This window comes from Bacillus sp. Y3 (genome assembly GCF_008123875.1).
Classification (GTDB): domain Bacteria; phylum Bacillota; class Bacilli; order Bacillales; family Bacillaceae; genus Bacillus; species Bacillus altitudinis.
Window position 1 is genome coordinate 513,665 of the sequence record NZ_VSSC01000001.1, and the last position, 12,376, is coordinate 526,040.

The 12,376-nt window shown below is 43.4% G+C and carries 11 protein-coding genes; 7 read left to right on the forward strand and 4 right to left on the reverse strand.

Annotated features, from left to right (window positions below; genetic code table 11):
* Positions 1-18: 18 nt before the first annotated feature.
* Positions 19-906 carry an acetoin biosynthesis transcriptional regulator AlsR gene (alsR, locus tag FXF70_RS02580; protein ID WP_008343276.1) on the reverse strand — a complete coding sequence of 296 codons (888 nt, stop codon included), beginning with the start codon at positions 904-906 and terminating at the stop codon, positions 19-21.
* Between the two features lie 150 nt (positions 907-1,056).
* Between alsR and alsS the strand changes: the two genes are divergently transcribed.
* The 5 genes from alsS to chrA all read left to right on the forward strand — a co-directional run bounded on the left by alsS (position 1,057) and on the right by chrA (position 5,324).
* On the forward strand, positions 1,057-2,757 hold the full coding sequence (gene alsS, locus FXF70_RS02585; protein WP_148779798.1) for an acetolactate synthase AlsS: 1,701 nt from the start codon (positions 1,057-1,059) through the stop codon (positions 2,755-2,757).
* A gap of 44 nt (positions 2,758-2,801) precedes the next feature.
* Positions 2,802-3,563, forward strand: a complete 762-nt coding sequence (gene budA / locus FXF70_RS02590; protein ID WP_395947855.1) for an acetolactate decarboxylase — start codon at positions 2,802-2,804, stop codon at positions 3,561-3,563.
* A 153-nt stretch (positions 3,564-3,716) separates the two neighbouring features.
* Positions 3,717-4,193, forward strand: coding sequence for a chromate efflux transcriptional regulator ChrS (chrS, locus tag FXF70_RS02595; protein WP_017360010.1), 477 nt, complete (start codon positions 3,717-3,719; stop codon positions 4,191-4,193).
* Between the two features lie 37 nt (positions 4,194-4,230).
* Positions 4,231-4,791, forward strand: coding sequence for a chromate efflux transporter ChrB (gene chrB, locus FXF70_RS02600; RefSeq protein WP_041091499.1), 561 nt, complete (start codon positions 4,231-4,233; stop codon positions 4,789-4,791).
* Complete coding sequence (gene chrA / locus FXF70_RS02605) at positions 4,791-5,324, forward strand: chromate efflux transporter ChrA (RefSeq protein ID WP_007497548.1); 534 nt, start codon at positions 4,791-4,793, stop codon at positions 5,322-5,324. Before chrB ends, chrA begins: the two co-directional genes overlap by 1 nt.
* Positions 5,325-5,364: 40 nt before the next feature.
* On the opposite strand, the gene FXF70_RS02610 is transcribed toward chrA, so the two are convergent.
* Together FXF70_RS02610 and FXF70_RS19000 are read right to left on the reverse strand one after the other, a co-directional pair.
* Entirely contained in the window at positions 5,365-6,684 is a 1,320-nt protein-coding gene (locus tag FXF70_RS02610) for a UDP-glucose dehydrogenase family protein (RefSeq protein WP_148779799.1), read from the reverse strand.
* A gap of 114 nt (positions 6,685-6,798) precedes the next feature.
* A complete protein-coding gene (locus tag FXF70_RS19000) occupies positions 6,799-6,942 on the reverse strand; it encodes a YwzD family small protein (protein ID WP_003214884.1) in 144 nt (47 codons plus the stop codon).
* A 186-nt stretch (positions 6,943-7,128) separates the two neighbouring features.
* On the opposite strand from FXF70_RS19000, the gene FXF70_RS02615 reads away from it, so the two are divergent.
* Complete coding sequence (locus FXF70_RS02615) at positions 7,129-8,736, forward strand: SWIM zinc finger family protein (protein WP_008343292.1); 1,608 nt, start codon at positions 7,129-7,131, stop codon at positions 8,734-8,736.
* Entirely contained in the window at positions 8,723-11,500 is a 2,778-nt protein-coding gene (locus tag FXF70_RS02620; protein ID WP_148779800.1) for a DEAD/DEAH box helicase, read from the forward strand. The genes FXF70_RS02615 and FXF70_RS02620 overlap by 14 nt, the downstream gene beginning before the upstream one ends.
* A 72-nt stretch (positions 11,501-11,572) precedes the next feature.
* Here FXF70_RS02620 and ytvA read toward each other — a convergent pair whose 3' ends face one another.
* A complete protein-coding gene (gene ytvA / locus FXF70_RS02625; protein WP_017360015.1) occupies positions 11,573-12,361 on the reverse strand; it encodes a YtvA family blue-light photoreceptor in 789 nt (262 codons plus the stop codon).
* Between the last annotated feature and the right edge of the window lie 15 nt (positions 12,362-12,376).

Consider the following 12,376-nt stretch of genomic DNA (forward strand, 5'->3'; position numbering starts at 1 on the left):
ACCCCGTTCTCTCTTCCCTTATTCCGGCTCAGCACGATGGAGAATATGATGGACAAGATGAAACAATGCCGGATTATGATTTTCTCGCCTATAAGAAATGGTCCATTCCGCGAGTAGCTGCTCACCTTCAATTGACCGATACACCACATCTAAATTAAATAAACGCCGGGCCGATGTTGGAATGATAGCAATTCCGATTCCCGCTGTGACAAGACCAATGACCATTTGATATTCTGCTGCTTCCTGCACGATATTGGGTGAAAATCCGTACTTTTCACAAAGTAGGACAAAATGCTGATAAAGGGACGGCCATGATTCCTTTGATAAAGAAATAATCGGCTCATCACGAATATCTTCAATCGTGACCGCTTCTTTTTCCGCCAGCGGATGGTTTTTCGGAATCGCAAAAATACATTCACTTTGCTTCATTAAACGACTGACCAATTCTTCTTGCGGTGATGTAGGATGCAAAAAACCAATATCAATCTCACCATTCAAAAGCGCCTCAAGCTGCTGCGGGACAGAGAGCTGTTGCAGCTCAATACTGACAGAGGGGTACAGCTCTCTGAATTCACGGACAACTGGCGGCAGAATATCATATGTCGCTGTACCAACGAAACCGATGATAATCTTCCCAAGCTCCCCTCTTGCCGTATGCCGGGCATGATCAACGGCTTTATCAAGCTGATGCAGCACCCCCCGGACCTCATGTAAAAAAACCTTTCCAGCAGCTGTTAACTCCACCACCCGTTTAGACCGGTGAAACAAAGGAAATCCCAATTCTTCCTCAAACTGCTTAATTTGCTGACTAAGTGGAGGCTGTGTCATGTTCAATCGTGCGGCCGCTCTGCCGAAATGCAGCTCCTCCGCGACTGTGACAAAATACTGCAAATGTCTCAGTTCCATCCTTTCACTCCTCAAACACTTATTCGTGAAACATATTAAAACTACGTTAAACATATATTGGAAAATTTATTTTGTGAAATGTATAGTAAATCATATCATGAAAATATATTTTCATAAAAAATTTTACTTGCCGAAAGGAGTGCGGGGTAAATGAATTCTCAAACACAACCCCTAACAAAACGAGGAGCAGAGTTGATTGTTGATACGCTCATTGCCCAAGGTGTGACCCATGTTTTTGCGATTCCAGGTGCAAAAATTGATGCAGTATTTGATGTATTAAAAGACAGAGGTCCAGAGCTTGTGCTATGCAGACACGAACAAAATGCGGCATTCATGGCAGCAGCCGTCGGTCGTTTAACTGGCAAACCAGGCGTTTGTCTCGTCACATCAGGTCCTGGCGCATCCAATTTAGCGACAGGTCTATTAACTGCCAATACAGAAGGTGACCCTGTTGTTGCAATCGCTGGAAACGTCATCCGTGCGGATCGGCTCAAACGAACACATCAATCACTCGACAATGCGGCATTATTCAAACCAGTGACAAAATATAGCGTTGAAGTACAAGACGTAAACAATATACCAGAAGCCTTAACAAATGCTTTTCGCGCGGCACAAAGAGGTCAAGCTGGGGCAGCATTTATCAGCTTTCCACAAGATGTCGTGACCGAACACACCACACAAACACCAGTGTCTGCTCACCCTTCTCCAGAACTAGGTCCTGCACCGAATGCTCTCATCAGTTCGGCCATCGCCAAAATTCAAAATGCGCACTTACCTGTTGCAATTGTGGGAATGAAAGCTAGCCGTCCAGCTGCGGCAAATGCGACAAGAACATTATTAAAAACACTTGGTATCCCATTTGTCGAAACGTACCAAGGAGCCGGCGTTCTCTCAAGAGAGCTTGAGGCTCAATATGTGGGCAGAATCGGTTTATTCCGTAATCAGCCAGGCGACCTTCTCATTGAGAAAGCAGATGTGATTTTAACTATTGGCTTTGATCCAATCGAATACGATCCGAAGCATTGGAATTTGAAACCGCAGCAGCGTCACATCATCCATGTGGATGACATGCAGGCAGATATTGACCATTTCTATGAACCGACGCTTGAGCTTGTGGGCAATATATCTGAAACGGTGCAACATCTAGCCCACGACAGCGTTCCACTTTCATTATGCAAAAAGAACGTAGATCTCGTCACAGAATTACAAGAGCTGTTAAGTGATATCGAAAAAGCACCAGAAAGAGAAAGTCATTTATCACACCCGCTGGATGTCATTCATACGTTGAGACGTATCATCCCAGATGAGACGAAAGTGACATGTGATATCGGATCGCACGCCATTTGGATGTCTCGCCACTTCCGTGTTTATGAACCGAACACGTTCCTAGTGAGTAACGGAATGCAAACACTTGGCGTGGCATTACCATGGGCGATTGCAGCCTCCATATTAAATCCAGATGAAAAGATCATTTCAGTCTCAGGTGATGGCGGTTTTCTCTTCTCCGCCATGGAATTAGAAACAGCCGTGCGCATGAAAACAAATCTCGTTCATCTCGTTTGGAACGACAGCACATACGATATGGTGGCATTCCAGCAGGAAATGAAGTATGACCGTACGTCTTGTGTTGAGTTCGGTCAGATCGACTTAGTGAAATATGCAGAAAGCTTTGGAGCAACTGGATTACGTGTCAACTCACCTGAAGAGCTTTCAACTGTCCTTCAAAAGGGTATAAACATAGAAGGACCCGTTATTATTGATATTCCGATAGACTATCAAGACAACCCAGACCTCGCCAGTCAAAAATGGCCAGAAGTCTTTCGTGAAAAACACACAACGAACGTCAGATAAGACTTCGATACATTACTTTAAAGGAGTGAGCGGATATGGGTATGATGCACCCAATGAATCAACAAAACAACACAATACCGCAGGACAAAAAGCAAGAGGTCTATCAAGTATCGACCATGACCTCCTTGCTGGAAGCCGTATACGATGGAGATTTCTCCCTATCACATATTCCCGAGCACGGTGATTTTGGCATTGGCACATTCAATCAATTAGATGGGGAACTAATCGGCTTTGATGGCGCTTTTTATCGACTGCGCTCTGATGGAACAGCCACACCAGTAACCGATCAAGATTATTCACCATTCTGCTCTCTAGCATTCTTTGAAACGGACATCGTTCATCGAATTGATGCACCGATGACGTCCAAAGAGCTAGAGGAAGAAATCGACCGAATCTTACCGAGCAAAAATGTCTTTTATGCGATCCGCATCGATGGGTCATTCAAAAAGGTTCAAACCCGTACGGTTGAAAAACAGGAAAAACCTTACGTTCCGATGGTAGAAGCAGTTAAGTCACAGCCTATTTTCGATTTCGAAAATATTCGCGGGACAATCGCAGGATTCCGAACACCGCAGTACGCACATGGCATTGCGGTAAGCGGATATCATCTCCACTTTATTGATGATGATCGCAGTGTCGGCGGGCACGTATTTGATTACACTGTGGATCAAGTGACCATCCGAATTTCCCAAAAACGTCACATGAATTTACACCTTCCAAATACGCAAGAGTTCTTCCAAGCAGACATTGATCGTGCTGACCTTGCACAACAAATTGCCAGTGCGGAAAGCAGCCCAGAAAATTAAAATGAACACACCCCGGTGATGCCGGGGTGTTTTTTTATGCAAAAAGATGTTTTATATTCCTTTACCATTTCATTTCGTTACTCAATTGAAAATCAAACATTCTATTCGCAATAAAATATGATAGAATATCAACAGAAGAAAGGTGGTTATACGATGGCACATGAATATCGCATTCCAAACTTAACATTAGATGAAAGAGATAAACAAATTCTTTCCTTATTACACGAGGACGGGCGTATGTCCTATACAGATTTAGGGAAACAAGTCGGCCTTTCCCGTGTTGCAGTACAAGCCCGTATTCAGCAGCTTATTGAAGCAGGTGTCATTGAACGATTCACCGCTGTCATTAATCCAGCAAAGATCGGCATTCATGTCTCTGTCTTTTTTAACGTAGAGGTTGAGCCGAAATGTTTAGAAACAGTCGCCCTTCAGCTTGAGCAGGAAACAGCCGTCACAAGCCTTTATCATATGACAGGACCAAGCAAACTGCATATGCATGGCATTTTTCAAAATGAACAGGAAATGGAGACGTTCCTGACAAAGAAGCTGTACCCACTTGAAGGCGTCGTCAGTGTGGACTGTCAAATGCTCATTAAACGATACAAAAGCCGAATGGGCATGAAATTGTAGATAGGAGTTGAACCACTTGCAATCATATCTTGAACTCATGATCGCCATGGTGCGAACCGGTATTCTGGGATTTGGCGGAGGACCTTCTGTGATCCCGCTCATTCGCCATGAAGCGGTCGTCAAATACAAATGGATCAATGATGACGAATTTGGAGAAACACTCGCCATCGCCAACGCATTACCCGGACCGATTGCTACGAAAATGTCGGCATACCTCGGCTATCGATTAAAAGGTGTATCTGGCGCCATTGTTGCAACAGCTGCACATATTTTACCGACATGTCTCGCTATGGTGGCACTTGTTACACTTGTCAGCGTCTTAAGCTCTTCAGTCATCATTCAAAATATGATCGGTGCTGTGACACCAGTGATTGCCGTTCTGTTAGGAATGATGGCATATGAATTTGGACAAAAAGCGTTGAAGGGCTTCGGCATGATCTTCGGAATCGCCCTATTCCTTTTGGCATTTGTCGGTCTTCAAGTACTCTCGATTCATCCAGGAATCATTGTCATCATCTTTTTATGTTATGGTGCCTTTCATTTTAGACTGAAAGATCGCTGGAATCGAACAAATAAAGAGAAAGGAGTGTCTTCATGATGCTGATTCTCTTTTTATTCTGGGCATTCTTCTTATCCAATCTGTTAGGGTATGGCGGAGGACCTGCCTCCATTCCGCTCAATTATGAAGAAATCGTCAATCATTTTCATTGGATGACGAACGAAGGGTTCTCCAATATGCTCGCATTAGCCAACGCACTTCCAGGTCCAATCGCTACGAAAATTGCGGCTTATGTAGGCTATGATGTCATGGGATGGCCAGGCTTTATCGTTGCACTGCTTGCGACGGTACTGCCGTCTGCGATCGGATTGATCTTACTGCTAAAACTCATTGATCGTTTTCGCCAATCTTCTGTCGTCAAAGGCATGACCCTATCTGTACAGCCTGTCATTGCCATGATGATGCTTTTATTAACATGGGAAATTGGCGGAGATGCCGTGAAAGCCATTGGCTGGACACAATCACTTGCCATTGCTGCCATTTCATTTTTCTTTATGACCAAATTCAAATTGCACCCTGCCTTTCTGATTGTGGCTGCATTTTTATATGGCGGATTCATTCTTCCGCATTAACGCAAAAACCGATAACACGTGAAGTTATCGGTTTTTCTCATTACATATAAATAGGAGAGACAGGCCTGCGCCCAATAGAATGATACTCGACACCAGCTACTTCTGCCGCTTCAAGCGTATGACAATTCCGGCCATCAAAAATGATCGGCTGCCTCATGAAATCTTTATAAGCTGAAAGTGGAAATGACTGAATATCCGCCCACTCAGTTAATATACAGACCGCATCAGCATCCTTGATCGCCTCTTCAATCGTTTGAGCAAAAAGGACTTGATCAGGCAGTTCTTGAGCTGCATTGCGAGCGGCAGCAGGATCATAGGCTACGATCTCCGCTCCTAATTGATGGAGCTGATGAGCGATCGGGATTGACGGCGCCTCTCTCATATCATCTGTATTCGGCTTAAAGGAAAGGCCAAGGAGAGCCATTCTCTTCCCTTCCAAGTTTTCTCCCATCCGCTCCTTCACACTTCGAATAAAACTTGCTCGCTGCTCATTGTTGACTTTGATGACAGCCTTCAATAGCTCAAAATCATGGAACACATGTCCTGCAATTTGAACAAGGGCATTTGTATCCTTCGGAAAACAGGAACCTCCGTAACCAATGCCTGCCCTAAGAAACGAAGCACCAATCCGCTGATCGAGTCCCATCCCCTCTGCAACTCTCTCAACATCAGCTCCCGTTTTTCCACAAATCGAAGCAATTTCATTCATAAAGCTGATTTTTGTGGCAAGAAATGCATTTGATGCGTATTTGATCATCTCTGCGCTTTTCCGATCTGTTCTCACGAATGGAATGTGGAAATCCGCATACATAGACTCTAGCTGATCTAATCCGTTCTTTGTTTCGGCTCCAATCACCAGCCGATCCGCTCGCAGCGTATCTGAGATAGCAGACCCTTCTCGTAAAAATTCTGGATTAGATGCGATAGATAATGGCTCCTTACGACCTAACACGTGATGAATCAAATGATCAATTTGATCGCCCGTTCCGACAGGCACTGTACTTTTCACGACAAGCACTGCGCCTGGCTTTGCTTGTAAGCCCATCTCCTTTGCCGCTTGAAAGACATACTGCAAATCAGCTTGACCGTCTGCCTGTTGCGGGGTACCGACAGCAATCATTAACACGTCAGCCTGCGAATAGGCTGACGCTCCATCAATATGAAAACGAATGCGTCCTTGCTCCATATTCCGTTTGAGCAGTTCTTTTAATCCCGGCTCGTACATCGGAGGATTCCCTTGCTTCAGCTGCATGACCTTCCGCCGGTCAATATCCATACATGTCACGTCGTGACCCGCCTCTGCTAAACACACACCTGTGACAAGCCCTACATATCCACAGCCTGCAATCGCAACCTTCATGACACATCAGCTCCCCATACTCCTTATGCTTGTAATGTCATCGTATGCCGGGGATTTTCGTTCCATTCATAAAAGCATACAAAAACCCCCTGCTGAGAGAGCAGGGGGCTACTTTTATGAAACAAGGCCATTTCGAATATGAGCAATCAAATTTTCAAGCATTTCTTTTGTTGTGACATCATTTGAATTTTCACCAATATCATGAGCGTACATCAAAATCTTTAAAAACTCTTCTTGATTTAAACCCTTATTATCCATGTCTGTATCCTTTCGATTCCACTAATTTCATTATTATATGCTGTATGGTTGGTTTATGCAATACTCTAATACATCATTCGACAGCTTTTGAAATTTATGACCATTTTCATGAAAAACTTTTTTATAAATCACCATTGAGCTATAATAAAAGAATTGGAATCTTTTACTTGGTTAGGAGCGGATCAAATGCTTCAGCACAACATCAACGAAGAAGAAATCAAACAAACAGCCGAACAGATCAAAGAACTTCTTCCTGCAACAGATGAAAACAAGCAACTCATCAAAAAAGCATTGATTACTTATAGACAGGACAGCGTATATCGGCTCAAGCAAGAGTCTGATACCGAATGGTCAGCTTATGTACATGATGTCGTGGCAGCAAGAGTCCACCTTCATGTGCTGTTTCCAGTGAGAAGCAGCTGTTCATGTCCAGCTGATGGACTATGTAAACACATCCTCGCTGTTTTCTTTTCGCTATACGCTCAAGTAGAGAGTGTGACCGGCTTTACAGAAAATTGGTCAGAGAAGGATGAATTACAGCGCAGCAAAGAACTCATTCGCCAGCACTTCCAAGTGAAGCGCCCAGATGAACAATCACTTCAGAGCTGGTTGAATTTTTTCCAGGAGGAATTTCACCTCTGGCTGAAACGGACACCGAAACACCAGCAAACGCCACAGCATTTGTATTACGGCTATTTATCGATCCTGAAAAAACACGCACCCACTTCACCTGAATTCAAGAGTTTGTATGCGATTCATACGTCCATCGATGTGTGGTTAAGGCTCCATGAGCTAATCGACCTCGGCCGCCTTGATGCCGAAAAAGACTTTTATTCAATGAATCCATATGTAGAACAGCTCATGAACACCATTTTTGATTCAGTGGATCATTTGAGGACATACGCCCTTTCCTTTTCCCTCGATCCGTTTCTTGAAAACACACCAACTGCCGTTCGGACACTTCTTCAAATCAGCGGACCTTTCCAGCATGAACGAGTTGCGGTCTTTATGGAAATGTGGGGAACTATATTAAATAGAGGGAAATGGGTCAAAAAAGAAACAGAATTACTCAAGAGCGCCCAACAGCAGGAGCAAACGGTTGAGCGCACCATTGGGCTGATGCATATGGATTATTTGCTAAAAGAAGACGAAAGACTCTTCCAGCAATTAAAATTGCTCAATGCAGATATGCTGCCAAATGTGCTCAATTGGCTAAAGGATCTCACAAACCGCAAGGACTGGAAGCGTCTCAAACTTTGGTATCAAGAGATCACATATGTATTAGAAGAATATTGCCAGCTTGACCTATCTTATAGAGAACTGCGTGGAGCCGTCAGCGATTTCTTCTTTTATTTAGACGCGTACTTTAAACAGACGAAAGATCATTTCTTGTATGAACGCTATCTCCAAATCTGTATGCCTTATGCATTTACTGAATATAGTCAGCTCTTATATGCACAAGAACGCTATGCAGAATGGATTGAAATACACAGCCTCGTTGGTTTCTCCATCAGTGAATTGGAGAAAGAATTAATCAAACAGATTGCAAAGGAAGAGCCTGAAGCACTCATTCCTTCGTACCACCGGGAAATCTCACTGCTTCTCGACCAAAAGAATCGAAGTGCTTACCGGGAATCTGTGAAAATGCTCAAAAAACTGCGTACGCTTTATCATAAAACGAAGAAAAACGCGGTGTGGGAAAGATATGTACAGCAGCTGCAAGATTCAACAAAACGGCTGCGTGCGTTCCAAGAGGAAATGAAGAAAGGAAAATTAATTGATGACACGCCATAAACAAATTGTCATTCATGCAGAACAAACCGAAGATTTCTCTTTCACCATTTCAGCGCAAGCAGAGGACGGACAGCCTGTACCGCTAAATGAAATGAAGAGGCAGCTTTTCCAATGGCACGAATCATCTTTTTACGGAACATTCTTAGAAGATGTGAGCTTTATTGGCACACCTGCCTTCCTGTTAAGTCCTTGGATGACCGTTGAATTGCTAGGGAAAAATTCATTCAATACTTTCAGCCATGTGACGTTAACGGATGAAACAGAGCCGCTTATGAAAACAGCCTCAACCATTTACGAATTCATCGAGGATGAAGATTTTGTCCCAGATTTCGAGGCATGGACACAAGGCATGCTTCGCTTTAAAGACAAAGAAGGTCTGTTAGATGGCTACACAGCTGATTGGTTCTCCTTTGCCGTACAGGATTACATTCAGTATGATGATGCCCTGCAGCACAAATGGAACCGAATGACTGCACAATCGCCTGCTCTTTCCTCCTTCCAAGGACATTTTTTAGATGAACAGGATTTCTTGGAAACGATCGGCTGGATTGATGATGAGACGCCTTTCACTGTCGGCTTGCGTTTAAATGAGCCTGATTTCGACGGGGATGATTGGAAAATTGAATTGTTTTTGCGTGATAAGAAAAACAGTGATCTGCATTTCTTTGAAGGCATCCGTTCTTTAAAAAAATCATGGCGTCCGTTTCAAGAAAAAATCACCAGAGAGCTGGAGCGGTTCGGTCAGATTGTCCCTTGGCTCTCATTCACATCTGGTACCACCGTCATGTCAGAAGAAGAAGCGTGGCTCTTCCTATCTGAAGCGAGTGAAACACTTGTGAACATGGGGATTGAGATCCTGCTCCCATCATGGTGGCAGATCGTCAAAGAAAGCACCATGATGCTAAAAGCACGGATTTCCTCCACACCACGAGGCGAATCGCACGTTGGAATGGATGCCCTTATGGACTTTAATTGGCGCTTTGCCACAAACGGTATTGAGTTGACAGAAGATGAGTTCAACGAGCTTGTTCAAAGTAAACGTCGTCTTGTCAACATTCGTGGACAATGGATTAAAATCGATCCGACCTTTATCCAGCAAATGAAGAAATGGATGGAGCGCGCTGAGAACGAAGGACTTCATATGTCGGATATTTTGTCGCGTGAACTCGCAGACCAAGAGGCCTCTTCTGAGTCGATTCCTGAGCTACTAGACAGTTCGGCCTTTGCCCATATTCAATTTGAACTTTCGTCTCAATTACGAGGGCTTGTTCATCAGTTAAATGATACACAAGAGCTGCCATCCTACGAGATGAGTGAGTCCTTTAAGGGCACACTGCGCCCGTATCAGCAGCACGGTGTCAACTGGCTTCTGTTCTTAAGGTCTCATGGATTCGGGGCTTGTTTAGCAGATGATATGGGTCTTGGAAAAACGATTCAAATGATCGCTTATTTCACCTATTTGAAGGAGCATCAACAAGACGCCGCTCCATCTCTCATCATTGCACCGACTTCCGTATTAGGGAACTGGCAAAGAGAGCTTGAAACATTCGCACCACATTTAAATGTCGCTCTGCATTATGGACCGTCACGTCCACAAGGTGAGAACTTTACAAAAGCATACGAGTCAACAGATATCGTCCTCACTTCGTATGGTCTCTCACATTCTGACCGTGATGAATTAACAGCAGCCAAATGGAATACCATTTGCTTAGACGAAGCCCAGAACATTAAAAATGCCCATACGAAACAATCGAGAGCCATTAGGCAATTAAAAGGACAGCACCACATTGCCCTCAGCGGGACACCGATGGAGAACCGTTTGACAGAGCTTTGGTCTATTTTCGACTTCGTGAACAAAGGATATCTCGGCAGCCTGACCAGTTTTCATAAAAAGTTCGTCCTTCCGATTGAAAAAGACCGTGAAGAAAAAAGAATCCAACAGCTGCAGCAGCTGATCAAGCCATTCTTATTAAGACGAACAAAACAAGATGAAGAAGTCGCACTCAATCTGCCAGAGAAACTAGAAGAAAAAGAATTCATCCCGTTATCTGCAGAGCAGGCATCTTTATATGAACAGCTGGTCAAAGATACATTCGAACATATGGCCTCATTAACAGGGATGCAGCGGAAAGCCATCATTTTAAGTATGCTTGGCAGACTCAAACAAATTTGCGATCACCCTGCTCTTTATTTAAAAGAGAGCGGAACAGACGTGAAATTGTTGAAACGTTCATTAAAAATGGATAAATTAGCAGAGCTGTTAAAAGCCATACACGAACAAGGAGAAAGCTGTCTCATTTTTACGCAGTATATTGAAATGGGCAACATGATCAAACAGCTGGCTGAAAAGATGTTTGGAGAACCAGTTCAATTTTTAAATGGGAGCTTATCAAAACATGATCGGGACAAAATGGTGGAACGCTTCCAGAAAAAAGAGTTCAACATCTTAATTCTTTCTTTAAAAGCAGGAGGAACCGGACTAAACTTAACCGCCGCCAATCATGTCATTCACTACGATAGATGGTGGAATCCTGCTGTAGAAAACCAAGCAACAGACCGTGCTTACCGCATCGGGCAAAAGCGGTTTGTTCACGTCCATAAGATGATCACAACCGGCACGATAGAGGAAAAAATTGATCAAATGCTCGAAACAAAACAAACGTTAAATGATCAAATTATCCAAAGTGAAAGCTGGATTACAGAGCTGTCAACGAACGAACTAGAAGATTTATTCACGTTAAGTGCAGCCGCTCAATCATCTTAATGACAGCAAAAAGAGGACTTTTCTCAAACTTGATGAAAAGTCCTCTTTTTTTAATCTCATATAAAGGAATGCTTAAATTTGCAGCTTTTTCAATGCAGATTTCACATTCATATACGTATTCAACTCACGGAAGTCCTCTCTCATTTCTCCCATTTTCATCGCAAGATTTGGTTTAATACCTGTCACGATCAGTTCAGTGCCAGTCATTAAAATCAAATCGTTCAGCTTAAAGATCGCATCCGCCACAAATGAATCCACCTCTAATAAACCAGACAGATCCACAATGAAGTAATCGTCTTTGGATTGAGAGATATAAGTGGAGACCGTTGAGATGATTTTATCAAATCTTGGCGCTGTTAACGTACCAATGATCGGCAGTACAGAAATACCATCCTTCACCGGAACAATTGGGACAGAAATATTCAATACTTCATCAATAGATTGCTCAAGAAGCTCTTGCTGTTCCTTCTCTTTCGTAACATCCTTTTGCAGACCGACGAAATAAAGGCGTTTCCCTTCATTTTCATCAATCCATAGAGGCGCCACACTTAACTCGTTCCAAAACATTTGACCAGATTTTTTATAGTTTTTCAACTGTACAGTGACAGCCTCTTTGTTTTCAATGGCTGCCCTAATTTGTTTGAGAGCAATCTGTTCAGTTTCATCTCCTTGAAGGAAACGACAGTTCTTTCCTAATACTTCGGTTTCTTGATAGCCTGTCATATCTAAAAAGCCCTTGTTCACATATATTAAAGGATTATCAGGTAAAGACGGGTCCGTCACCGTCAGGCCAACCTGAGTATAGTCTAAGGCTTCCTTGATTAAATGCAGATTGTCGGACTTATAAGATTCCAGCGCCATTCGTTTACTCTCCTT